Genomic DNA, 24,134 nt, shown 5'->3' on the forward strand with positions numbered 1-24,134 from the left:
TTCATGACGCCCATCCGCCCTCTCCTCGTTGCCGCCCTTCTCTGTGCCACGCTGACGCCGAGCGTGGCACAGTCCGTGCCGCAGGTGTATGTGACCGCACCACGCGCCGGTGCCCATGCCTTGATGCTGGATCAGCTGGACGCCGACAACCGGTTCGAGATGTCCAATGGCCGGACGATGATCGTGTCGTTCGCCGGGCCGGACACGGTGCAGATCCGCTATGGCCGTCACCTGCGCCAGCAGCTCAAGGCCGAGGGTCCCGGGCGGTTCGTGTCGAGAGACGGCCGGATCCGCCTGGGCTTCGAGCTCAACGGGCAGGGCAGGATCGGACGTGTCCAGCTGACCCTGCCCGCCGAGAGCGCGTAGGCCGCCGACCCCGCGCCAAAACGAGAGGGCCCGCATCACTGCGGGCCCCTTGCCTTTCCGTGCGCGACCTGGTCGCGCTCAGCGACCATCGGACTGTGCCAGCCGCACCGCCGAGGCGCGTTGGGCCAGCACGGCATCGATGCAGCGATAGTCGGCGGCGCGCCCGCTGGTGGCGCGGCACTGGGCCTCGGCGGCCAGGACCTCGGCATCCGCCGGAAACCAGCGGAACGGACCGGCCTGGTGGAACATCACCAGCATCAGGCCCAGCGTGAGGCCGCTGGCCGCCAGCGCACTGGCGGCGCCGATGGCGCGTGCGGCTGGCGAACGTCCAGGCATGGCGGATGAGGACGTGAAGCGCGTGGACATGGGGGTGCTCCTGTAGCGGTGAAGACGACAAGGAGCTTCGCGCTGCAGGCCGCACACCACATCCACAGGTCGACCGACTTGCCGCTACGATGAAGCGGCGAATCATCAGCAGGGAGGACGGCGATGATCGAGCTACCTGGTGCCAGCCCGCTGCTCTGCGAACTGGCTGCACGCGGCGTGCGCTACACCTATCGCAAGGGCCGGCTGCTGATCGCCGAAGGCGAGCCCGGCGATGCGATCTACATCATCCTGAGTGGCCGCTTGCGCGCGTTCTCGGTAGACGCGGTCAAGGACCGCGAGATCACGTACGGCACCTACGGCCCAGGGGAGTACGTGGGCGAGATGAGCCTGGATGGCGGCGTGCGTTCGGCAAGCGTCGAGGCCGAGCAGCGCAGTGAGTGCGCGCTCGTGTCGCGAGTGACACTGCTGGACTTCATTGCAGAGCAGCCGACGTTTGCCCTCGAGCTGCTAGGCAAGGTGATCGCGCGGGCGCGGGCGGCGACGGTTTCGGCGCGGCAGATGGCGCTGAATGATTGTTATGGACGACTGCGGGCGCTCCTCGAGAGTCAGGCTGAACCAACAGCGGAAGGTTGGCGCATGATTCGCAGGCCGGCGACTCACTTGAAGCTGTCGCAGCAGATCGGTTGCACCCGCGCCATGATCACGCGCTTGCTGAACGACCTTGAACGCGCGGGCTATATAACTCGCAGCGGTACGGGCCTCCGCCTGTTGGGGGCGTTGCCCGTACGCTGGTAGACCGATGCCCGGGCGGGCTCAAAAGGCGAGGCGAAAGTCCACCGCGAAGGCGCTGTCAAGATGGCCGTTTTGGTGGCTGCCGGCCCAAGTGAACCCCAGGTCTGGCCGCACGGCAGGAGAAAGCGGCACTGGCACAACATGGGTGGCGCGGACCAGGCGGGTGGAGACGCCGCCTCCGCGCTCCGCCCCCAAGGTGAAGGCCGTGATGTGATCCGACCAGAGGTTCAACTTCAGCCCGACTTCGGCGAGACCGACGCCCGTGCGTGCTGCCACTGACGGGTCAAGCCGGAGCTGACTCCACGAGACGTCTGCCAGCAGCCAGTGGCGCCCGCTCGAAAGTGGCGAGGCCACCCCGGCGGCGACTCCCCACCCGGAGCCGGGGCTTCCCACCGTGCTGGATCCAGGAACCACGGCAAAGACCGATGCATAGGACTCGATCTCCCGGCCGAATGTAACGGTCCGCGTGACCGACAGTTGAAGGTCACCCAAGCCCGAAGCGCCTTCCCCGTCGGAGACCCGAGTCCACCCATCCGTTCCGGCCCCGAACCGCCACATCGAGTCGTCACCATCGGGGATAGCCACATCGAGGACGACAGGTGTCGTCCGCACCGTCGTGCCGACGCGCATACGCGACGCGGTCAATCCGACTTCACCGGAAAGCGTGAAAGGCGTCGTGCCCGCCGCCGCCTTTTCCACCTCCGCGCCTGGGACGGACGCGCGGGGGGTGAGATTGAGCGCTTGCAAGCGCAACCCGTCGCCACCGGATCGGGACAAGTCCAGGGCCAGGGCGGGCAGTGCGATCCCGAGCAGGAAGGCGCCCGACACCAGCGAACCCATGACCCGCTTGCGCCATGTGTATCGCCTTGCGTCATTATTCATGGCTCGACCCACTCTGCGGCAGCCCTCGCATACAGCATGGCCCATCTGGGGTTCCGCTCGGCGTCGCGCACTGCGGCGTCGATCGCGTACTGCCCCAGCAGTGTGCCCAGACGGCCGCCAAAGTCGCTGTCCAAGGCTGTATGCACCCCGGCGACCTCGCGGTTCCGAGCGATGCGTGTCGCCTGTTCCTGCAGGAGCGAGCCTCGGTATCCAGTCAGGTCTGCCAGCACGACCGCGACGGCCTGAGCAATGCAGGCATGGCCGCTGGGAAAGCTGGCATGCGGTGGAGTGGTGAGCCAAGGCTCGACCCCGGCGGGCAGTCGTGTGTCGGGGCGACGCACGTTGAGCTGGTACTTGGTCAAGAAGATGGGCCAACCTAGCGCCATCGACAGTGCATCCAGCAGGTCCAGGGTATGCGAATGGTCCTGGGTCGACATCTCCGTCAGGGCTGCCACCATCCAGAGCTCAAGGTCGACCGCCTGGAGCTGAATCTCGTCGCGCAACTGATCGGACGGGTTTGGCACGTAGACGTTGTCCCACATGTGGGCGATGGCCTCGTCGATCTTGTTGGGGTCGCTCAGATCGGGGGGCGTGACCACGACGCGCCCGCCAGCAGGGGCCGGCATCGACACTTCGCCTTGCGGGCCGACGTCCATGTTTCGGATGAGATCCTGACTTGCCAGCAGGACGTTGATCTCCGGGTGATGCGCGTTGAACCGTTCCAGGTCCGCCTGGACGGCGGCAGGGAGGACCAAGCAGGCAGCGCGTTGCGTTTGGCCGATGGATCCGGGAGAGGGTTCGGTGTACCGTGACCGGCACTCCGAACGGGTTTCGATCTCCAGCAGCAAGCGGCGCAGCGGGGGCCGGTAGGGTGGCCGGCGCGGCGTCTTGATTTCCACGCCTCCACAATCCAAGAAAACTTGGTCCACGGTCACTTCCTCCTCGGTTGATGGTCATCAGGCGGGGATCCCGGCGGCCAGCAGCGCTGCCGCTTCAGCGTCGAGGCATGCGTCCGGCAGCTGTGCATTCAATTCGCGGTAGCGCGACACCGTGGCGCGGGGGCGAAAATGAAGGTAGCGCCGCGCCGCGCGCCGCGCGGTGCCCGGCCTGCCAGCCCGGCCGGCTGCGATGATCAATTGCAGCAAACCTGCTAAGTGGGACGCGTTGTCCCGCACCGACCGCTGGGCGTGCCGAAACGCGAGCTCGTGACGGCCCAGGGCGCCGAACGCCGCGGCGGCGAATGTGTCGAAGAAGTAGCGCAGTGGGTCAAGTGGTGACAGGGCGAGCGCCTGTTCACACGCCGTGGCGGATTCGGCTTCGTGTCCCTCCAAGCCACTCAACGCGTTGCCCAGGAACAACCAGCCCAAGGGCTCGTTGGGCTGTCGGCTGGTCACTGCTCGCAGATCACTGGCGACGACGCCCGGGTCCTCCCCCATTAGCAGCTGCAGGTGTGATTTCAGAGCGCTGGCCATTGCATGTGTCGGCTCGATGTCGACGGCCCGGCGAATCTGGTCGTACGCACGTTCAGCACTGCGCTCTGGCGAATCGGTCCAGTTCTGCAGGATCTGCAGCATGAAGCATTTGGCGCGCCATGCGCGCAATTCGGCTGCGGAAGGGTGGCGGTCGATGAGGTGATCGAGTGCCGAACACGCCTGATCGAACATCGGCCGCGAAAGGCGGTGCATCTGGACGATGGCGACCAGCAGCAGGGCGTAGGACGGCATCTGAGGCAGGACCGGCGCCGCCCGGAGTGCGCTGGGTTGAACGAAGCAGATCGAGGCAGCGATTTCGCGTGCCCACTCGCCACTGGGGCGTGTGGGACCATGCAGCGCTGCGGTCGCGGTGGTCGCCTGCGTTCGCTGCCAGACCACCTCAGCGGACCGTGCATCCACGACCTCGACCGTGACCACGTAGCCCTGGCCCCCATGCCTCATCACCTTTCCCCGCACCAGGTGGGTGGCGATCCGAGTGCTGGCCAGATCGCGGGCCCGGCCAGCTGCGCGCATCGTCGACAGTGGCGCAATCACCCGCACCGCCGGTTCGTTGGCCAGGTCCATCACCAGTTCGTGGGCCAGCACTCCGCCCAGCAAGCTCGCCTCGGCATGTCCGGCGTCTCCGTCGAACGGACAGACGGCGACGCAGGGCCGGATGCCCTCCGAGGGCCCGGGCCGGCCCGGCCGGGCACTGGGGTGGCGGTGCAACAACCGATAGGCCCGGACCGGCTCGGACAGATGCTTGAGGAAGCACTCGCCCATGTCTTCCGTCGGCAGGTCGAGTCCAGGCAAGAGTTCGTCGTGAATGTCGGCGGTCACCACCGTCTGCCGCGGCCGTGCCAGAGTGGCGACTCGGGCGGCCAGGTTGACGCCGGCGCCATAGATGTCGAACTCGGTCTCCAAGATTTCCGCGATATGGATGCCAATCCGCAGTTCGAGCCTGCTGTCGGAGTCGGCACCGCGGTTGAAGCGGCCGATCATGCGATGCAGTTGCCCGGCGGCCCGCGTGGCTTCGGCAGCGCCCGGGAAGGTGATCAGCACCCCATCGCCCAAGCTCTTCACGATGCGCCCCCCATGGCGGGTCATCGCCCCCGCGCGCAGTTCCGACGTGAAGGCGATCCAGCGCGAAACCACGCCGTCCTCGTCCTCGTGCATCAGTCGTACCGACTCCACGAGATCCACGACGACGATGGCCCGGCGGGTGCGTACCCCCGGAGCCTCTCGCACTGTTGTGGGCAACGTTGGCATGGCCACCGATGAAGTTCGACCCATGAACTGGATCGATTCTCATGGCTTGTGCTCCGTCCAACAAGTCGAGCCGGCGGCGGGGGTGCTTGTGGCATTTGGTCGTTCGGCCACGCTCAGTTGTCCCAGAACCAAACCCCCTGCCGCACCTTTCGATCCCCCGCCCGCACCATCAGCCCGATCTCCCGGTAGTCGCTGGTGCGCTCCGTCAGCGCCGGCACCTTGGCCACGTCGCAGCGCGGGTTGGGGTTGCTGCCGCTGTTTTCGGTGTTGGGCGACAGCGCCGTGCCCGCCACCGGGCTGGCCAGGCGCCAGGCCGGGGCGCTGGTGTCGCCATAGGCCGCCGGTTCGTAGTCCACGCGGCCGCGCAGGCTGTACGACGCGGCGGCGTCCTGGCCATTGCTCAGCGTCGCGAAGTCCTGGCCGAAGAGGTAGCCGCTGCTCACGTAGTGACCCGCGGGGATCGTCCAGCGCAGCACGCTGTCGGTGTCCATCACCTCGGGCGCACCCGGCTTCAGCATCGCTTCGGCGATCGTGGGGTCGAGGTCCGGCCAGACTGCCTGCACGCCGGCCGACGGGTTCTCCGCGCCGGGGCCGGTGCGCAGCAGCAGCACCTCGTCGGGCTCGTCGCTGGCGCTGCTGTAGCGGAAGATCTCGAGTTGGTACTGCGCCCAGTCCGGCACTGTGGTGGTCAGGTCGCCGAAGGCGGTCGGCGAGAAGTCCTGGTTGCGCACCGCGGTGGCGTCGGCCTGCGGCACCGGCAGCGCCAGCGCCGTGCCGTCCAGCCGCGCGGCGCCGAGCACGAATTCCGACGCCGAGCCGGTCGTCCACCACTGCCGCAGGCCGTCGTCCGGCCCGCCGATCACGCGCGTGCTGCCGTTCTGGTAGCCCATGGCCATGCGGTCGTCGGTGCCGCAGCGCTGCGAACGGAACATCGTCACGCCAGCGGCCGGCAGGCCCGGGCCGGTCCAGCGCACGGCGCGCACGTCGCTGGTGTCGCCCGTGCTCAGGTCGAAGATCAGGCGCAGCACGGTCTCGTAGCGGTCCTGCAGGAAGTACGACGCGTCCGGCGCTTCGGCCCCGGCACGGTTGACGTTGAGCTTGCGCTTCAGCCGCGTCTGCACGTAGGCGTTGTATGGCCGCTGGTTGCCGACGAAGGCCCACTGGCCGTCCACCTTGCCCAGTACCCACTCGCTGCTCGTGGGCTGGCCACTGGCAGTCACCATCGGCCAGCGCGCGATCACGCAGGGGCTGTCGTTGCAGTAGGGGTGCTTGAACACCTTCGGGTCGGTGATGGCCAGCGGCGGCAGCGCCAGCACCACGCTGCCGGCCCCCACGCGGGCACCGGTCAGCAGGCCCTCGGCCAGGACGTTCTGGCCCACGTCGGCCGCGTAGCTGCGGCCCTGGGATCGCCAGTCGGCCACCGTGATGCGGCAGGTCTCGGCCACGGCCGTCACCTGGCCCTCGGCGTCCAGCGTCACGCGTTCGGCCACCGGCAGCGCCAGGCAGGTTTCCCAGCGTGCGCCCAGGGTGGCCAGGTCGGCGGCGCTGGGCAGGTTGTCGGCGGGCACGGAGGCCGGCAGCGTGGGCGCCTCGGTGGTGTCGGCGGTCAGCACCACGGGCGGCGCTGCGCCGCCATCACCGGCCGCCGCGGCCAGGTTGCGCAGCGTCACGCCGCCGTCGCCCACGGCCACGGCAATGCGGTGCAGCAGTGCGTCGGCGCCCGTGCCGTCGGCGGCGAAGGCGGTGCTCAGCGGGTCGAAGCCGGCCGGCAGCAGCGCGGCGGTGCCGCTGTCGGTGGCCAGCGTGGCCAGCAGCATCGTGGTGGCGGCCGTGGCGGCTTCGGCGGCGCCGGCCAGCGTGGCCGGGTCGGCCAGCGCCGCCGGGTCGGCGCCCGGCGCCGCCAGCGCGGCGATGGCCGTGGTCAGCGGCGTGACGTTGGCGGTGCCGGTCTGGTTCGCCGTGACGCTGGGCACGACGGCGCTGTGCTGCACCGGTTCACCGTCCACCGTGCCACTGGCGCGCAGCAGCAGCGGGGCGACCAGGCCGGAGACGTCAATGCTGAAGCGGCCGTCGGCATCGGCCGTCACGGCGGCGGGGTCCGCGGTGGCGGGGTCGCTGTCGACGACGGTGATGCTGGCGCCGGCCATCGGCGCGCCGATCGCGGCCGTGCCCTGCAGCAGGGTGGCCGCCGGCGGCGGCGGGGTGTCCTTGCCGCTGCCGCCGCAGGCCGCCAACGTGGCGGCGGCGATCAGCGACAGGGCAAGGGGCGTGCGGTGATGGCGCGAAATCGGCATGGTGTTCTCCTGACGCGGCACGTTTGCCGCGGAGCGACACCATGCGCGCCGGTGCTCCACCTGCCATCCACCGTCGGGACGACGGGCGGCCGCGGCGTCGTCAACCGGGGGGAGAGACCCGCCCGCGGCTTCGCAGAGCTCGGCCGCTTCGGCAGGCTGAAACAGTCCGCAGGGACCGTGTTCAGTCCAGATCCTCCCACGGCTTCGCAGAGCTCAGCCGCTTCGGCAGGCTGAAAACAGTCCGCAGGGACTGTTTTCAGTCCAGCCTCAGCCCTTCTTCGGCGGCCCGTAGTTGCGGGGCGGCTTGTCGGCCCTCGCGTACAGGCCTTCCACCTTGGGCAGCTTGCCCTCGATCTCGCGGATGCGCTTCTCGCCCGGCGGGTGGGTGGACATGAACTCCGGCGGCGCGCCCTTGCTGGCCTCCAGCATCTTCTGCCACAGCGTGACGCCAGCAGCCGGGTCGTAGCCGGCGCGGGCGGCCAGCTCCATGCCGACGATGTCGGCCTCGGACTCGTCCTCGCGGCTGAAGCGCAGCGTCAGCAGCTGCGCGCCCATGCCCAGCAGCGCGTCGCCGGCGCTGCCCAGGCCGAACAGCGAACTCAGCAGGTTGGCGCCGATGCGCGTGGCCGCGGTCTTGCCCATGCGCTCGCGCGCGTGCTCGCGCAGCGCATGCGCCATCTCGTGGCCCATGATGGTGGCCACCTCGGCGTCCGTGAGCTGAAGCTGCTGCAGGATGCCGTAATAGAAGGCGATCTTGCCGCCCGGCATGCAGAAGGCGTTGAGCTGCTTGCTGCCGATGAGGTTGACCTCCCACTTCCAGCCGCGCGCACGCGGGTTCCACGGCAGGGTGTACGGGATCAGCCGCTGTGCGATGGCGCGCAGGCGCACCACCTGCGGGTGGTCGGCCGGGGCCAGCGCGCGCTGCTGCGCCGCCTCGCGCTGCATCTGGCTGTACTGCGCCGCTGCGGCCTGCTCCACCTGCTCGGCCGGCACCAGCTTGGCGAAGCGCGAGGTCTTGCCGACGTCGCCGCGCACGCCCTCGCCGTCCTGCGCCAGCACGGCGCCGGGGGCCAGGCTGCCAGCGGCGATCAGGCCGGTGAACAGCCGCCGCTGGTGCAGCGGGCAGCTGCAGCCGGGCGTGTGGGCCAGTGCAGGGGTGGCCACGCGGGCGTCGGTGCGGAAATCGGTCATGGCGTCTCGGACCGGCCGGCGCCGGTGCGGGTTCCGTGACGGCCCATTCTAGGCAGCCTCGTCGCGCGCCTGCGGGTCGGCCTCGAGCGCCCGGATCGGCCGCCGCAGCCACCACAGCATCGCCAGCGCCGGCAGCGCCAGCACGGTGCTGAGGATGAAGAACGTGGGCCAGCCGATGCTCTCGGCCAGCACGCCAGCCAGCGGCCCCACCCACACCCGGCCCACCGACGCGAAGGCGCTCAGCAGCGCGAACTGCGTGGCCGTGAAACGCTGGTTGCACAGGCTCATCAGGAAGGCCACGAAGGCGGCCGTGCCCATGCCGCCGGAGAGGTTCTCCGCCGCCACCACCATCAGAAGACCGCCGTCCACCGGCGTGGCGGTGGCCAGCTTGACGAAACCCCAGTCGAAGGCCGGCAGCGTGAGCCCGGGCATGGCGCCGGCGCCGTGCACGGCCAGCCACCAGAAGCCCAGGTTGCTGGCGGCCTGCAGCACGCCGAAGATCAGCAGCGCGCGCCACAGCCCCAGCTTCAGCATCAGCAGCCCGCCCAGCAGCGCGCCGCCAATGGTCAGCCACAGGCCGATGATCTTGTTGACCACGCCCACCTCGGCGGCGCTGAAGGCCATGCTCTTGAGCAGGAAGGGCGTCATCAGGCTGCCGGCGAAGGCGTCGCCCAGCTTGTAGAGCACGATGAGGCCCAGGAAGGCGGCTGCACCCGGTTGCGTGAAGTAGCTGCGCAGGCCGCCCAGCAGGGTCTCGAAGCGCGCGCGCCGTGCCGCCCAGGCCGCCAGCGGCAGCGTGATGCCGATGCCCAGCAGCAGCGCCGCCAGCTCCACCCAGCGTTGCTGCAGGCGCGCCGGCAGCGTGCTGCCTTCCACCAGCGGGCCCACCAGGGCCTGGGCCACCGGCTGGGCGAAGCGGTCGGCCAGCACATAGCCCAGGGCCACTGCGGCGAGCACGGCGGCAAAGCCCAGCAGGTCCTGCCGCGCGGCCGGCCGCGGGCCGGCCGGTGCTGCCACGCGCGGCAGCACGGTGGCCGACAGCACCGCCGCGGCCACCATCAGCCCGGCCATGAAGCGGTAGACCTCGGGCCAGGTCCAGCCACCCCCGCCCGCCGCCAGTTGCGCGGGGTCGGTCCAGATCAGCGCCACGCCGCCGGAGACGATCATCGCCAGGCGATAGCCCATCACGTTCAGCGACGCGCCCAGGCCGCGTTCGGCCGGCGGCAGCAGGTCGGTGCGGTAGGCGTCGATGACGACGTCCTGGCTGGCCGACATGAAGGCCACCGCCACCGCCAGCAGCGCGAAGACGCGGATCGAGTCCGCCGGCGACGTGGCCGCCAGCGCCGCCAGCGCACCGGCCAGCGTCAGCTGCGTGAGCACCAGCCAGCCGCGCCGCCGGCCCAGCCAGGGCAGGTCGAAGCGGTCCATCAGCGGCGCCCACAGGAACTTGAAGGTGTAGGGCAGCCCCACCAGGCTCAGGAAGCCGATGGTGGCGATGTCGATGCCCTCCAGCGTCAGCCAGGCCTGCAGCGCCTGGCCGGTGAGCGCCAGCGGCAGGCCCGACGCGAAGCCGAGCACGGTGACGACGAGCAGGCGGTGCAGCGCGGCGGCGCGCTGGGTCAGCGTGGGCGGGGGACGGGCGGCGTCGGTGTCGGGCGGCAAGGGGGGTTCCGGGCGAGCGCCGGATGGCGGGTGAGCAGGCCCGATTCTGCCCAGTCTCCCGCCAACGCCCCGGACCGCCCTGTGGTCGGCAGGGCGGCACCGGGGTTCATGCGCTCAAGCCGCGGCCGGCAGCGGCGTGCGCTCGAACATGCGGTGCTGCAGGCCCCAGCGCTCCACCGCGGCGGCCAGCACCAGGGCCTCGCCGTCGGTGACCTGTTCGTCGGCCTCCGCTGCGGCCAGGCTCAGCGCCAGCACGCGCTCGCGCAGGGCCGGGTCGTGCACCTCGGCCAGCAGGTGCTGCAGCGTCAGCGGGTCCACGCTGCAGGCGTCGCCCCAGGTCAGGCGCGTGCAGGCCAGCAGGTCCTCGCACAGGGCATGCAGCACGTCGTGCCAGTCGGCGCGGGTCAGGCCGAGCTGGTCGTGCACGCCCAGCCGCTCCAGGTGGTCCAGTTCGTCGCGGCTCAGTTGGCCGTCGGCCAGGGCCGCCAGGGCCACGATGCGGGCGGCGGCCTGCGGGCTGTCGGTGGGGTAGCAGCGCATCATGGTCTCCTCACGTGGGCAGGGGCAGGGCCGTGGCGGCCGCCCGTTGCTGGCGGGTGCGGCGCCAGGCGCGCAGCAGGGCGCGGCCGGCACGGGCCAGGGCGCGGTCCAGCGCGGCCGGCCAGTGGGCAGCCACGGCCGTCACCACCACGGTGCCGGCGCCGGCGGTGTGCAGTTCCACCTGGCAGCGCTTGTCCACGCCGCCGCGGGGGCCGTTCAGGTCGCTCAGCCGGATGCGCGCCTGCGGCACCAGCCACTGCAGGCGGCGGATGACGAAGCGCAGGCGGCGTTCGGCCATGTCGCGCCAGCGCGCGGCCTGCGGGTCGCGGGTCTCGAAGATCAGCTGCATGGGGAACCTCCGGATGACGAAGAACCCCAATGCTGGCGGTACGGACCCTGCGGAAAAAGCAGCCGCGACCGAAACGTCACTGCGAGGAAACCTGATGATCGAGCCCGGCTTCAACTACCGCCACCTGCACTACTTCTGGGTCGTGGCGCAGGAAGGCGGCGTCTCGCGCGCCGCGGCACGGCTGGGCGTGGCGGTGCAGACCGTCAGTGCGCAGCTGCAGGCCCTCGAGCGCGACCTGGGCGTGGCGCTGCTGCGCCCGGCGGGCCGCGGCCTGGTGCTCACCGAGGCCGGCGAGGCGGCGCGCACGCTGGCCGATCGCATCTTCGCGCTCGGCGCCGCGCTGCCAGAGCAGGTGCGCGTGGCCGCGGGCTCGCGCGCCGTTCGGCTGGCGGTGGGTGTCTCCGACGGGCTGGCCAAGCTGGTGGTGCAGCGCCTGCTGGCGCCGGTGCTCGCCGAACCGGGCCTGCGCCTGCTGTGCAGCGAAGGCCCGCAGGACCGGCTGCTGGCCGAACTGGCGCAGCACCGGCTGGACCTGGTGCTCGCCGACCGCCCCGCCCCGCCCAACCCCAACCTGCGCCTCTACGGCCACGCCCTGGGCCGCAGCGCCGTGGCCTGGTACGGACCGCCTGCGCTGGCCGAAGCGGCACGCTCGGGCTTCCCGCAGTCGCTGGGCACGCTGCCGGTGCTGCTGCCCAGTGCGCACTCCGCGCTGCGGCCGGCGCTGGAGCAGTGGTTCGAGCGCCACGGCCTGCATCCGCAGGTGGCCGGCGAGTTCGACGACGGCGCGCTGATGAAGGCCTTCGGCGCCACCGGCCTGGGGTTGTTCCCAGGCCCGGTGGTGGTGGAGCCGGCGATGCTGGCCCGCTACGCGGTGCAGCGCGTGGGCGACTGCGACGGCGTGGAGGAGCAGTTCTGGGCCATCGGCACCGAGCGCAAGGTGCAGCACCCGCTGGTGCGGCGCCTGTTGGACGCCGCGCCAGGCGGGTGAGCCGAACCGGGTCGGGTCGGGCCGGCGGCGTCAGCGGGCCGGGGGCGTTGCGGCGAAGGGCCAGGGGTCCAGGCCCGGCCAGAGCGCGGCCACCGCGCCGATGTAGAGCACCTCGCGTGCAAGGTCGTCCTTCACCTCGGCCCAGGCAGGCGCCAGCGTGCTGGGCATCTCGCCCAGGCGCGACCAGGTGCCATTGGCGGCGCGCTGCGCGACGAAATGGCCCTTCGGCCCGCTGGCCTGCAGCAGCAGCGGGCCCTGGGCCCGGCGCTCGGGACATTCGTAGACGGCGGCATTCAGTGGAGAACTCATCGCCCGATTGTCGGGGCAGGCGATGCGGGCCGGGTTCTGGCCCCTTCGACCCGGCCGGTGTGCCCCGGCCTTCAGGCGTCGTGTGCCTCGCCTTCCCTCGGCACGAAGGCCACGTCGCGCCCGTCGGCCATCAGCTGGCGCAGCTGGGTGGGCCGGCCCTCGTCGTCGAGCACCAGCAGCCCGATGCCGCAGCCGTCCAGCAGCCGGCGGCCGTGCGGCGTGCCCTCGGGCTTGCGTGGCGTCACGCGCATCAGCCGCCTGCGCGTGAACCGGTTCAGCGGCGAGCGCGGCGAATACAGCCAGCGGTTGCCGTGGTCCAGCACCGCCAGCAGCCGGCGCGGGAAGCGGTTGCGCAGCCCGCTGCTGCAGACCTGCCAGATGTGTGGCCCGGGCTGCGTGGGGTCGGCCTGGCCCAGCCGCGCGCGCGGGCGCAGCTCCACGTCGTAGACGAAGCTGTAGTGCACGTCGCCCGACAGGATGACGAAGGTGCGTGGCGTCTGCGGGTGGCGGAACACGTTGAGCACCGCACTGGCCGCGCCCGGGTGGGCCATCCAGTTCTCGGCGTCCACCATCAGCGGCCGGCCGAAGAAGGTGAACAACCGCTGCACCGCCTCGATCAGCTTGACGCCGAACACCGGCGCCGAGGCCACCAGCAGCACGGCCGGCAGGCCGCGCAGCGTCTGCTGCAGGTCGGTCAGGCCCTCCCAGTCCAGCAGGCCCGAGGGCTGGCGCGGCGAGACCTCGGAACGCCAGCGCTGCGTGCGGCTGTCCAGCACGATCAGCGGCGGCGTGGTGTCCCAGCGGTAGTGCCAGTGGCGGTGGTGGAGCAGCTCGTCGATCAGGTCGTCGTGGCCCGGCGCGCCCGGGGCGTCCAGCACCGCCTGCACGCGGTCCAGCAGCGCGTCGTCGAAGGCTTCGGGCGCGTTGCCCCAGCCCTGGCCCAGCAGGTAGCCGATCAGCGCATTGCCGATCACGCGGCGCGAGAACGGGTGGCCGTAGGCCGCCTGTTCCCATTCGTGGCTGAGGTTCCAGTCGTCGGACACGTCGTGGTCGTCGAAGACCATGGCCGTGGGCAGGTGGGCCAGCACGCGGCGCACGGCGGGCAGGCCGCGCACGAACTCGTCCAGCGCCGCCTGCTCGCGCGCCCAGCGGGCGCGGTGGCGCTCGGGCAGCGTGGCCGGCGGGGCGGTGTCCAGGCCGGCCCAGGGCAGCGGCGACCACACCAGCATCACCATGGCCAGCACCTCGGCCAGCGTGATCAGGTGGTTGTGCGCGTTGTCGCTGGTGAACACCGGCTTGCGCACGCCGCCGAAGACCAGGTCGGCCAGGCGGCGGCTGCCCACGGTCTTCGGCAGCAGCCGCATGCGCTCGCAGTAGGTGGCCGGGTGGGCGCGCAGCGCGAGGGCGTCGGGCAGGTCGGTGCTCTCGGCGCAGGCGAGGTCCTCGTCGGGCAGGCCCAGGCGCTGGCCCAGCGCGTGGATGGCGCGCAGCATCGGCGCGGCCACGTCGTCGCAGTAGAGCTGGTCGCCGGTGAGCACCAGGGCCGACGGCCAGGGGTCGGCATCGGCCGCTTCGGGTGACGCGAGCAGGTGCGCGAGATGGCCATCGGCGCGCACCAGCCCGTCCCCGTCCCCGCCGTGGTGCGGCTTGCGGCAGGACCCGTGCAGCAGCGCACGCACGCGGGGTGCGAAGACGAAGCCCGGGGTGTCGTGGCCGGGGTAGCACAGGGCCGCGTCGGTGGCGTCGGCCCAGGGGCCGTCCGCCGTGGCGGTGTCGTCGGCAGGGGCCAGCCAGACGCGGTAGGCCGTCCAGGTGTCCGCGGGCAGGTCGGCGTCCGGCGCCACGGTGACCAGGTGCAGCGCCAGCCCGGTGCCGGCGCGCAGCGTGCGCACCGTGGTGCGGGAGGGCCGCTCGGCGCCGTGATCGTCGTGCAGCATGATGCGCACCCGCGCCGGCCCGTCGGTGGCCAGCCACAGCGCCACCTGCCGGGCCTGCACCCGGCGCAGCAGCGGGCCGGCCAGCAGCGCCGTGTTCACCCGGACCGCGCGCCGGCCAACGAGCCAGCCGCCGGGGACGAGGAGGAAGGCCGGTTCGGTGCCCGCATGCGGCAAGAGTCTAGGCTTGAACCGCCGCCGCCACCGGCGAAGCCGCGCGCCGGCACCACAATCGTGCCCATGCAGTGGCGCGATGCGGGCCGCGCGCGCCGTCATGGCGTGCCGTGGCCGGGGAGGGTCTGGACGCAGGCGTGGGGGCGCTCAGCGTGACACGCGCGCGCGTAGAGACGTCGCCGCGTCGGCGGCGTCGACCACGCCGCAGCCGGCACGACCGCCGCCTGCTGGGTGCCCTGCTGGCGTCTGTGTTGCTGCACGCCGGGGTGCTGACCTGGGTCCTCAGCGGCGCCGTCGCGGGCGCGCCCGGCCTGGGCTTTCCGTGGCAGCCCCGTCGCGCCGAGGTCGCCACGCCGACCGTGGTCGTCGTGGCGCCGCGGCCTGCGCCTGCGCGCTTGCCTGCCCCTGAGCTCATCTCCGAGCCCGCCCCTGCACCCTTACCGGCACCAGTGCCAGTGCCAGTGCCAGTGCCAGTGCCAGTGCCAGCCCCGGCCCCGGCCCCGGCCCCGGCCCCGGCCCCAGCCCCGGCCCCGGCCCCGGCCCCAGCCCCAGCCCCAGCCCCAGCCCCAGCCCCAGCCCCAGCCCCAGCCCCTGTGCCGGAGGTGACGCCCTTGCCTGCGCCGGAACCCGTCGCCGCGGCGACCGAGGCACCGGCGCCGCCGCGCCCGGATCCCGTGATCGCAGAGGCCGTGGCGCCGAACCCGACGCCGTCGATGGAAGCGGCCCCTGCGCCGCCGCCGGTCGCGCCCGAGCTACCGCCCGCACCGCTGCCTGTGGCCGAGCCGCCACCGCCAGTTCCGTCGCCTCCGCCCCGCCCGGTTGCAGACCCGCCGCCGGCCGAGCCACGCGTCGTGGCCGCCGTGCCGCCCGACGTGGTCACGCCCGAAGCGGCGGATCGTGTCCAGCTGCCGGCGTCCGCGCCGGTCGTCGAGGCGGCGGCATCGGCGCCGCGCATGGCCGATGGCGGCGTCGCCTCGGCACGCGCCGATGCCGAGGCGCTGGACCGAGACGCGGCGGAGGACCGCGAACGGATCGAACGTGCACGCCTGGCGGAGCAGGAGTCGGCGCGGCTGGCCGAAGCGCGCCTGGCCGAAGAGCGCGCGGCCGCCGCCCGTGCTGCGCAGGCCCTGCAGACGGCGCGAGAGCAGGCCGCACGTGAAGAGGCCGCGCGCCTGGAGGCTGCCCGTCGACAGGCTGCCGAGGCCGCCGAGGCCGCCAGAGCCGCCCAGGTCGAGCGCGAAGCCGCGGAGCGCGCCGCCGCGCTGCAGGCGCAGGAGGCCGCGGCGCGACAGCGCCAGGAAGCAGCAGCCCTGCAAGCGGCGGAGCAGCAACGCGCCGAAGCTCTGCAGGCAGAACAGCGACTGGCCGAGCAACGACTGGCCGAGCAACGCGCCGCGCAGCAGCGGGAGGCCGAACAGCAGGCCGCTGCCGAACGCGAGCGTGAAAGGGCCGCAAGGGAGGCTGCCGAGCGGGCCGAGGCCGAACGCCTGGCCGCTGAACAGGTGGCCGCCGAGCGCGCAGAGGCAGATCGCCAGGCGCTGGCCCGGCGTGAAGCCGAGGCCGCCGCTGCAGCGGCAGCTGCCACTGCCGCCCGCGAAGCCGCAGCTCGTGAAGCTGCCGCTCGTGAAGCTGCCGCTCGTGAAGCTGCCGCTCGTGAAGCCGCAGCTCGTGAAGCCGCCGCCCGCGAAGCCGCCGCCCGCGAAGCCGCCGCCCGCGAAGCCGCCGCTCGCGACGAGGCTGAAGCCCGCCGCGAGCGCATCCGGCGTGCCATGGGCCGTCAGCTCGACGCCGAAGCCGATGCCCGCGACGCGCAGCGCGAGGCGGCCCGCCAGCGCGCCCTGGCCACGCCCGCCGACGCCGACGGCCGCCCGCCCCTGCCGCCGGCGGCCAGCAGCCTGCGCCGGGCGCGGCTGTTCGGCCGCATCGACACCAATGCCGAACTGGTGGCCTACGCCGAGGCCTGGGCGCGCCGCATCCAGCTGCACCCCACACCGGCCATGGTGGCCGAGGCCGCGAGCCAGCGGCACACGCCGCCGCTCGTCACGGTGGCGCTGCGCGCCGACGGCAGCGTGGAGTCGGTGCGCTTCGTGCTGGGCAGCGGCTCGCCGGTGGTGGACGAGATGGTGCGCCGCATCCTGCGCGAACTGGCGCCGCATCCGCCGTTCCCGCCGGCGCTGGCGGCCGAGTTCGACGTGGTGGAGATCCGCCGCACCTGGGTGTTCGACACCGCGGTGCGGCTGCAGTAGCCGCCGACGCAGCGGCCGCAGCCGCGGGCGTGGCCGATCCCGCGGCGCTCAGAGCGTGACGTAGCGCCCCAGCCGCACCATCGTCTGCCCGGGCTTGAAGCGGCGCTGGCTGGGCATGACCAGCACGCAGTCGTCGTAGGGCGTCGTCCAGACATGCTCGCCGTCCTCGGCGATGGGCGTCCCGGCCTTGGGGATCACGCTCATGGCCACCACCGGCACCCGGAACCGGAAGGCCGAGCTGCGCGCCACCACCGGTTCGGTGACGCGCACCAGCCGCTGCGCCGCCGGCAGCGGTGCGCGCACGTGGGCCTGCACCCAGTCGGCCGGCGCCATGCCGGCCAGGCCCAGGAAGCGCGCCAGCGTGTCGTGCGCGACGGCGGCGGCGCCGGCCTCCCAGTGCTGGCCGCACTCGACGAGCAGCGCGCGCCGGGGGTTGGCCGGGTCGCCGAAGCCGCCGCGCTCGACCATGCGCAGCCCGGCCGGGTGGCCGGTGTCCAGCAGCAGGTCGGCCGGCGTACCGAGTTCCTGGGCCAGGCGCGCGTGCTTGTCGAGCGTGCCGCACACCATCAGCGGCGCGCAGGGCTCGTTCATCGAGTGGATGTCGAGCATCAGGTCGGCGGCGTCCACGAAGGGCTGCAGCTCGCGTGCGCGGCGCCGCTCCACGGTGTCGCCGTTGTGCATGGCGTCGTCGGCCCACACGCGGTTGAAGTCCTCGTCGACGTAGCGCGACTCGAAGGGCTTGGCCGGGTCCCAGCGCTCGAAGGCGGCCACGTTGCCGAAGGCCAGGCTGAGTCGGCCGCGTGTCGGCTGGAAGCCTTCGGCCAGCAGCGCGTCCAGCGCAACGGCGCCGCAGATCTCGTTGCCGTGCGTGAGCGCCTGCACGTGCACCGTCGGCCCGGGCATGCCGCTGTCGAACTCGTGCACGAAGTCGACGCCGGTGTTGCCCTGGCGCCAGCGGCGGATGTCGGGGGCCTGGATCTCGATGGGCAGGGTATCGGTCATGGTCGGGCGGGCGTCAGGGATGGGAGAGGCGATGCAACGGTGCGGGCCGGAACCCGCGGTGCTCAGGCACCCGTGCCACCGCTGTCCAGGTGGCAGGCGCTCAGGTGCCCGGGCGCGGTTTCGACCAGCACCGGGCGTTCCTGGCGGCAACCCGGGCCGGCGTGCGGGCAGCGCGGGTGGAAGTGGCAGCCGGGCGGCGGGTCCAGCGGCGAGGGGATCTCGCCCTTCAGCGGCGCAAAGCGCTTGTGGCGGCTGGCCAGCGAGGGCACGTTGGCCAGCAGCGCCTGCGTGTAGGGGTGGCGCGGCTGCCGGAAGAGCTCGGCTGCCGGTGCGGCCTCCACCATGCGGCCCAGGTACATGATGACCACGCGGTCCGACAGGTGGCGCACCACGCCCAGGTCGTGGCTGATGAACAGGTAGGTCAGGTTCAGGTCGGCGCGCAGGGCCATGAACAGGTTCAGCACCTGGGCCTGGATGGACACGTCCAGCGCCGCCACGCTCTCGTCGCAAACCAGGAAGGTGGGCCGCACCGCCAGCGCCCGCGCGATGCCGATGCGCGCGCGCTGGCCGCCGGAGAACTGGTGCGGATAGCGGCGCATGTACACCGGGTCCAGCCCCACGCGCTCGAGCACCTGCGCCACGTAGTCGGCCATGCCCGCCTTGGGCACCAGGCCGTGCACCACCGGCGCTTCGCCCACGATGTCGGCCACGCGCAGACGCGGGTTCAGCGACGACATCGGGTCCTGGAAGATCATCTGCACCGCCAGCGTGGCCTCGCGGCGCTGCGCCGGTGTCATCTCGGCCGCGGTGCGGCCCTGCCAGCGCATGGTGCCGCCGCTGGGCGCGTGGATGCCGGCCACCATGCGGCCCAGCGTGCTCTTGCCGCAGCCCGACTCGCCCACCAGCCCCACCACCTCGCCGGCCTGCACCGTGAGGCTGACCTCGTCCACCGCGTGCACCACCTGCTCGCGGTGGCGCGCGCCCAGCCAGTTGGCCACGCGTTCGGCCGTGCCCAGCGGCTTGCTGAAGCGCTTGGAGACCTGGGTCAGCTCGAGCAGCGGGGCGTCGTTCACGATGCACTCACCGGCTGCAAAGGATGGTGGCAGCGCGCCTCGCGCCCGCCGCCGAACGGTTGGACGGCCGGCGCCTCGCGGGTGCAGCGATCGCTGGCGTGGCCGCAGCGCGGCGCAAAGGCGCAGCCTGGCGGCAGGCGGCCCAGCGAAGGCGTCGAGCCCGGGATCTGAGCCAGCGGCTGCCCCGGCGTGCCGGCCGACGGCAGCGAGCCCAGCAGGCCCTGCGTGTAGGGGTGGATGGGGTGGTCCAGCACGTCGTCCACCGGGCCGGTCTCCACGACCCGGCCGGCGTACATCACGGCGATGCGCTGGGCCAGCCCGGCCACCACCGTCAGGTCGTGCGTGATCCAGACCAGTGCGGTGCCGGTGTCGGCGCACAGCTGCTGCATCTCGGCCAGGATCTGGCTCTGGATGGTGACGTCCAGCGCCGTCGTCGGCTCGTCGGCGATGATCAATGCGGGCCGGTTCAGCAGCGCGGTGGCAATCGCCACACGCTGGCGCATGCCGCCGGAGAACTGGTGCGGGTAGGCGCTCAGCCGCTCGTCGGGCGACGGGATGCCCACCTGCGCCAGCGCGTCGCGGGCCCGGGCACGCGCGGCCTGTGTGGAGACCTTCTCGTGCGCGGTGATGGCCTCGATCATCTGCGTGTCGATGCGCAGCACCGGGTTGAGCGTCATCATCGGGTCCTGGAAGATCATCGCGATGCGCTTGCCGCGCACGCGCCGCATCGCCTCGTCTTCCAGGCCGACCAGTTCCTCGCCCTCCAGCCGGATCGAGCCGGCCACCACGCGCCCGGGCGGGTCGATCAGGCCCATGATCGAGAAGCCGGTGACCGACTTGCCGGAACCGGATTCACCCACCAGCCCCAGCACCTCGCCGCGGTGCACGTCGAAGGACACGCCGTCCACCGCCTTCACCAGGCCCGCGCCGGTGGGGAAGTGGGTGGCCAGGTCGCGCACCTGCAGCAGCGGTTGTGCCGAGGCCACCGTCATTTCTCCAGCCGCGGGTTGAGCACGTCGCGGATGCGGTCGCCCATCAGGTTGATGGAGACGATGGTCAGCAGCAGCGCCACGCCGGGGAAGAAGCTGATCCAGTACTTGCCGCTGAGCATGTACTGGAAGCCGTTGGCAATGAGCACGCCCAGCGACGGCTCGGTCTGTGGCAGGCCCACGCCGAGGAACGACAGCGTGGCCTCCAGCGAGATGGCATGCGCCGACTGCACGGTGACGATGACGATCACCGGCGCCAGGCAGTTGGGCATGATGTGGCGGAACATCACGCGCAGCGGCGACAGGCCCAGCGACTGCGCCGCCTCCACGTACTCGCGCCGCCGCTCCACCAGCGCACTGCCGCGCACCGTGCGCGCGTAGTAGGCCCACTGCACGACGACGAGCGCGATGATGATCTTGTCCACCCCCTTGCCCAGCGCCGCCACCAGGATCAGCGCCACCAGCACCGCCGGCATCGACAGCTGCAGATCGACGATGCGCATGATGACGGCGTCGGTGCGGCCGCCGGCGTAGGCCGCCAGGAGCCCCACGGCCATGCCCACGGTGGCCGCGATCAGCCCCGACAGCGCGCCCACCATCAGCGAGATGCGCAGCCCGTAGAGGATGCCGGAGTAGAGGTCGCGCCCCACGCCGTCGGTGCCCAGCCAGGCGGTGAAGCCTTCGCCGGTGGCCTCGCCCGGCGGCAGGCGCGAGTCCATCAGGTCGACGGTGGACAGGTCGTACGGGTTCTGCGGCGTGATCAGCGGCGCGGCCAGTGCCAGCGCCACGATGAGCACGAACAGGCCCAGGCCGACCGTGGCCACGCGGTCCTTGAAGAAATCGCGCCAGAAGCTGCGCCAGGGGGTGTCGGCCGCAGGTGCGGTGGCCGGGTTCACGGGCGTTTCGGGGTGCGGCGTGGCGGACACGTGGGTTCCTCTTCCTCAGGCCTTGGCCTCGACCAGCCGCACGCGCGGGTCGAGCACCGAGTACAGCAGGTCCACCACCAGGTTGATGACCACGAACACCACCACCACCACCATGATGTAGGCCACGATCACCGGGCGGTCCAGGCGCTGGATGGCCTCCAGCAGCAGCTTGCCCATGCCGGGCCAGGCGAAGATGGTCTCGGTGACCACCGAGAACGCCACCAGCGAGCCGAACTCCAGCCCCAGCACGGTGACGATGGGGATGAGGATGTTCTTCAGCACGTGCACGCCGACGATGCGCGTCGGGCTCAGCCCCTTGGCGCGCGCGAACCTCACGTAGTCCATCAGCACCACCTCCCGCGTGCCGGCGCGCGTGAGGCGGATCACCAGGCTGATCTTCAGCAGCGCCAGGTTCAGCGCCGGCAGCGCGATGTACTTCCAGCCCTCCAGGCTCAGCAGGCTGGTCTGCACGCCGAGGATGTCCGTCGTGTCGCCGCGGCCGGTGGCCGGCAGCCAGCCCAGCATCACCGAGAAGGCCATGATCAGCATCAGGCCGACCCAGAAGGTGGGCAGCGAGAAGCCGAGGATGGAGCCGGCCATGATGCCGCGCGAGAGGAAGCCGTCGGGCCGCAGCCCGGCGTACAGGCCCAGCGGGATGCCCAGCACCACGGCCATCAGCAGTGCCACAAGCGCCAGTTCCATCGTTGCCGGCATGCGGCTGAGGATGAGCTGGATGGCCGGCTCGCCGTGCACGAAGGAGCGCCCCAGGTCGCCCGTGACGGCGCCGCGCAGGAAGTAGAGGAACTGCTCCCAGATCGGCTTGTCCAGGCCCAGCGACGCGGCGGTGGCGGCGATGGCCTGCTGGTCCATCTCCGGCGAGACCAGCATCCAGATCGGGTCGCCGATGACGTTCACGCCAAAGAAGACGACCACCACCATGACGAAGATCACCAGCGCCGCCTGGCCCAGCCTGCGCAGGAAGAAGGAGAGCATGGTTCAGGCGCTCACGACGCTGCCCATGCCGGCGCAGGGGCGGGCCGGCGGCACGGGCATGTCGTTCAGAGTGGTCGCTTCGGGTTTCAGCGCAGGGTTCAGCGTGAGATGCCGGTGGCCAGCGTGTACTCGTCGGAACGCGCCTGCACCTTGAAGCCCTTGCGCGAGGCCCAGACGTTGGTCTGGTAGTGCGACGGGATGATGCCCACGTCGTTGAAGGCGATCTCCGAGGCCTCGGCCAGCAACGCGGCGCGCTGGGCGTCGTCCACCGTGGCCAGGGCCTCCTGCAGCTTGGCGTCCAGGGCCGGGTTGCTGTAGCGGCCGCGGTTGGCCGCGCCCGAGCCCTTGGCCTTGTCGAAGGTGCCCATCAGCGACTTCAGCGAGCCCGAGGTCTCGCCGGTGCTGGCGCCCCAGCCCACCAGGATGAACGAGAACTCCGGCAGCCCGCCCGCGCCGGTGGACGCGCGGCTGAAGAAGTTGGCCGGCGGGATGGTCTCGATCTCGGTGTCGATGCCCAGCCGGGTGAACATCTGCGCCACCGCCTCGATGATCTTGGTGTCGTTGGTGTAGCGGCCGGCCGGGCCGTGCATTTTCATCTTGAAGCCGTTGGGGAAGCCGGCCTCGGCCAGCAGCTTCTTCGCGCCGGCCAGGTCGAAGGCGGTGGGCTGCAGCTTGGGCGAGGTGCCGAAGAAGCTCTTGGCCAGCACCTGCTCGGCCGGCACGGCGGCGCCGTCCATCAGGCGCTCGACGATGGCCGGGCGGTTGATGGCCATCGACAGCGCCTGGCGCACGCGGCGGTCCAGCAGCGGGTTCTTGATCGGCGAGCCGTCCTTCGCGGTGATGAAGGGCGAGTTCTCGCGGAACTGGTCCATGTGGAAGTAGATGACGCGGTTGGACAGCGTCTCGGCGATGTCGATGTTGGCGTCGGCCTTCAGGCGCGGGATGTCGGTGGGTGGCACGCCCTCGATGACATCGACGTCGCCGGCCAGCAGCGCGGCCACGCGCGTGGGCGCGGCGGTCAGGAAGCGGAAGCTCACCGTGGCCCACGCCGGCTTGTTGCCCCAGTAGGCGTCGTTGCGCGCCAGGCCGATGCGGTCGCCCGGCTTGTACTCGGTGAACTTGAACGGGCCGGTGCCGCCCTGGCACTTCAGGGCGTTGAAGTCCTCGGTGCTCACACCCTCGGCGCAGGCCTTGGAGACGATGCCGAAGGTCGACAGGTTGGTGGGCACCAGCGGCGCCGGCGCGGCGGTCTTCACGCGCAGCGTGTGGCTGTCGACCTTCTCGAACGTCATGCCGGCCACGAAGGGCGCGAAGCTCGACGGCGAGCGCGGCACGTTGGGCAGGCGCTTGACGGTGGCCAGCACGTCGTCCACCGTGAAGGGGCTGCCGTCGAAGAACTTCACGTTGCGGCGGAGCTTGAATTCCCACGTCGTCGGGTCCACCGCCTTCCAGCTCTCGGCCAGGCCCGGGCCGAGGGTCTGCTTCGCGTCCTGCGACACCAGGGTGTCGTAGACGTGGCGCGACGTCATGTTGTTGGGGCTGAGGTTGTGATAGTGCGGGTCGAGCGAACTGGGCTCGGCCGCCAGGCCCACGCGCAGGTCCTGGGCCATGGCCAGCAGGGGCAGCGACAACAGCAGCGGCACCGCGGCCCTGCGCACGACGTTCGATCCGGACATGAAACTCGCTCCTGGTGAAGTGGCGGGACCAGTCACTGCCGCGTGCCTAGCACAGCGGCCAACCCTGGATCGCCGAGGCGCGCAGGCTATGCGATGGCCCGGACGGCACGTCCCGGTGGAAACCCGCTGGGCTGGCGCCGCCTGGTCTGCCGGCTTGGACGGCGGGATCGTGGCCCCGAGGTCCGCAGCGAGGGTGTCGGAGCCGCCGACACCCACCAGACTGGGCGGCGCCAGGAGGTCCCTGGGCCCGTTGCGGCCGGCTGACCGGGGGCCGAACGGCCACTGGCAGCCGCCGGCGGAACGCCGTCATGCCTGCCCCTGCCCGGGCGAGTTCGTGCGGTAGTCCACGGTCACACCCAGTTCATGCGCAGCCACTCAGCCTGCCTGAATGCACCAAAGTGGTGCGCGCCGCGGACAGCGGGAGCCTCGAGCGCAGCGTCATGTCGAACCCCATCCATCAATTCGCAGCTTGCGGCTCAGAACTTCGCGCACTGAGACGTTGGACGCTCGGTTTCGGTGCAGGCCGCCGCCTTCTCCCCGTGCGCTGATCGTTCCGGCGCCCCTCAGATCCACCATGGGTGCGTCGATAAACCGCGCACCTGCCTTGCTGGAGCCCAGACATGGTCACGCTGTCGACCCCCGCCCCCGGAACGCGACCGGGTCCATCCGCTGCCGATACC

21 protein-coding genes are annotated in these 24,134 nt (G+C 71.7%); 4 read left to right on the forward strand and 17 right to left on the reverse strand.

The genetic code is table 11. The annotated features are described in order from the left end of the window. The first annotated feature begins 3 nt into the window (after positions 1-3). Entirely contained in the window at positions 4-366 is a 363-nt protein-coding gene (locus ENE75_RS10330) for a hypothetical protein (protein ID WP_128198170.1), read from the forward strand. 78 nt (positions 367-444) lie between these two features. Here ENE75_RS10330 and ENE75_RS10335 read toward each other — a convergent pair whose 3' ends face one another. After that, entirely contained in the window at positions 445-732 is a 288-nt protein-coding gene (locus ENE75_RS10335) for a hypothetical protein (RefSeq protein ID WP_128198171.1), read from the reverse strand. Positions 733-855: 123 nt separating this feature from the next. Here ENE75_RS10335 and ENE75_RS10340 point away from each other — a divergent pair, with 123 nt between their 5' ends. Further along, entirely contained in the window at positions 856-1,488 is a 633-nt protein-coding gene (locus tag ENE75_RS10340; RefSeq protein WP_128198172.1) for a Crp/Fnr family transcriptional regulator, read from the forward strand. An 18-nt stretch (positions 1,489-1,506) separates the two neighbouring features. On the opposite strand, the gene ENE75_RS10345 is transcribed toward ENE75_RS10340, so the two are convergent. The 8 genes from ENE75_RS10345 to ENE75_RS10380 form a co-directional block, all read right to left on the reverse strand. Continuing rightward, the gene (locus tag ENE75_RS10345) at positions 1,507-2,325 is read right to left on the reverse strand and encodes a hypothetical protein (RefSeq protein WP_128198173.1); all 819 of its coding nucleotides are present in this window, start codon (positions 2,323-2,325) and stop codon (positions 1,507-1,509) included. 38 nt (positions 2,326-2,363) lie between these two features. After that, positions 2,364-3,296 (reverse strand): phosphatase PAP2 family protein, encoded by a 933-nt coding sequence (locus tag ENE75_RS10350; protein WP_158288908.1) that lies wholly within the window; start codon positions 3,294-3,296, stop codon positions 2,364-2,366. Between the two features lie 27 nt (positions 3,297-3,323). After that, complete coding sequence (locus ENE75_RS10355; protein ID WP_158288909.1) at positions 3,324-5,015, reverse strand: adenylate/guanylate cyclase domain-containing protein; 1,692 nt, start codon at positions 5,013-5,015, stop codon at positions 3,324-3,326. Between the two features lie 206 nt (positions 5,016-5,221). After that, positions 5,222-7,402, reverse strand: a complete 2,181-nt coding sequence (locus ENE75_RS10360) for a carboxypeptidase-like regulatory domain-containing protein (RefSeq protein WP_128198176.1) — start codon at positions 7,400-7,402, stop codon at positions 5,222-5,224. 267 nt (positions 7,403-7,669) lie between these two features. Next, positions 7,670-8,593 (reverse strand): M48 family metallopeptidase, encoded by a 924-nt coding sequence (locus tag ENE75_RS10365; RefSeq protein ID WP_128198177.1) that lies wholly within the window; start codon positions 8,591-8,593, stop codon positions 7,670-7,672. A gap of 48 nt (positions 8,594-8,641) precedes the next feature. Next, positions 8,642-10,255, reverse strand: a complete 1,614-nt coding sequence (locus ENE75_RS10370) for an AmpG family muropeptide MFS transporter (RefSeq protein WP_199232259.1) — start codon at positions 10,253-10,255, stop codon at positions 8,642-8,644. Positions 10,256-10,369: 114 nt separating this feature from the next. Beyond that, on the reverse strand, positions 10,370-10,795 hold the full coding sequence (locus tag ENE75_RS10375) for a TerB family tellurite resistance protein (protein WP_128198178.1): 426 nt from the start codon (positions 10,793-10,795) through the stop codon (positions 10,370-10,372). Between the two features lie 10 nt (positions 10,796-10,805). Then, positions 10,806-11,144 carry an HPF/RaiA family ribosome-associated protein gene (locus ENE75_RS10380; protein ID WP_128198179.1) on the reverse strand — a complete coding sequence of 113 codons (339 nt, stop codon included), beginning with the start codon at positions 11,142-11,144 and terminating at the stop codon, positions 10,806-10,808. A 97-nt stretch (positions 11,145-11,241) separates the two neighbouring features. Here ENE75_RS10380 and ENE75_RS10385 point away from each other — a divergent pair, with 97 nt between their 5' ends. Further along, positions 11,242-12,132, forward strand: coding sequence for a LysR family transcriptional regulator (locus ENE75_RS10385; protein WP_128198275.1), 891 nt, complete (start codon positions 11,242-11,244; stop codon positions 12,130-12,132). 30 nt (positions 12,133-12,162) lie between these two features. On the opposite strand, the gene ENE75_RS10390 is transcribed toward ENE75_RS10385, so the two are convergent. Both ENE75_RS10390 and ENE75_RS10395 read right to left on the reverse strand, forming a co-directional pair. Next, positions 12,163-12,441 (reverse strand): hypothetical protein, encoded by a 279-nt coding sequence (locus ENE75_RS10390; RefSeq protein WP_128198180.1) that lies wholly within the window; start codon positions 12,439-12,441, stop codon positions 12,163-12,165. A gap of 71 nt (positions 12,442-12,512) precedes the next feature. After that, positions 12,513-14,477, reverse strand: a complete 1,965-nt coding sequence (locus ENE75_RS10395; protein ID WP_128198181.1) for a DUF7800 domain-containing protein — start codon at positions 14,475-14,477, stop codon at positions 12,513-12,515. A 923-nt stretch (positions 14,478-15,400) separates the two neighbouring features. Here ENE75_RS10395 and ENE75_RS10400 point away from each other — a divergent pair. Beyond that, entirely contained in the window at positions 15,401-16,795 is a 1,395-nt protein-coding gene (locus ENE75_RS10400) for a TonB C-terminal domain-containing protein (RefSeq protein WP_199232260.1), read from the forward strand. A 48-nt stretch (positions 16,796-16,843) separates the two neighbouring features. Here ENE75_RS10400 and ENE75_RS10405 read toward each other — a convergent pair whose 3' ends face one another. The 6 genes from ENE75_RS10405 to ENE75_RS10430 all read right to left on the reverse strand — a co-directional run bounded on the left by ENE75_RS10405 (position 16,844) and on the right by ENE75_RS10430 (position 23,454). Further along, positions 16,844-17,797, reverse strand: coding sequence for a M14 family metallopeptidase (locus ENE75_RS10405; protein WP_128198183.1), 954 nt, complete (start codon positions 17,795-17,797; stop codon positions 16,844-16,846). Positions 17,798-17,859: 62 nt separating this feature from the next. After that, positions 17,860-18,870 carry an ABC transporter ATP-binding protein gene (locus ENE75_RS10410; RefSeq protein ID WP_128198184.1) on the reverse strand — a complete coding sequence of 337 codons (1,011 nt, stop codon included), beginning with the start codon at positions 18,868-18,870 and terminating at the stop codon, positions 17,860-17,862. Continuing rightward, on the reverse strand, positions 18,867-19,862 hold the full coding sequence (locus tag ENE75_RS10415; RefSeq protein ID WP_128198185.1) for an ABC transporter ATP-binding protein: 996 nt from the start codon (positions 19,860-19,862) through the stop codon (positions 18,867-18,869). Before ENE75_RS10415 ends, ENE75_RS10410 begins: the two co-directional genes overlap by 4 nt. Continuing rightward, a complete protein-coding gene (locus tag ENE75_RS10420) occupies positions 19,859-20,785 on the reverse strand; it encodes an ABC transporter permease (RefSeq protein ID WP_128198186.1) in 927 nt (308 codons plus the stop codon). The genes ENE75_RS10415 and ENE75_RS10420 overlap by 4 nt, the downstream gene beginning before the upstream one ends. Positions 20,786-20,800: 15 nt before the next feature. Then, positions 20,801-21,778 (reverse strand): ABC transporter permease, encoded by a 978-nt coding sequence (locus ENE75_RS10425; protein WP_128198187.1) that lies wholly within the window; start codon positions 21,776-21,778, stop codon positions 20,801-20,803. A gap of 98 nt (positions 21,779-21,876) precedes the next feature. Beyond that, positions 21,877-23,454: an ABC transporter substrate-binding protein gene (locus ENE75_RS10430; RefSeq protein WP_128198188.1), complete on the reverse strand. Its 1,578-nt coding sequence runs from the start codon at positions 23,452-23,454 to the stop codon at positions 21,877-21,879. Between the last annotated feature and the right edge of the window lie 680 nt (positions 23,455-24,134).

This window comes from Rubrivivax albus (genome assembly GCF_004016515.1).
In the GTDB taxonomy this organism is placed as follows: Bacteria; Pseudomonadota; Gammaproteobacteria; order Burkholderiales; family Burkholderiaceae_C; genus Rubrivivax; species Rubrivivax albus.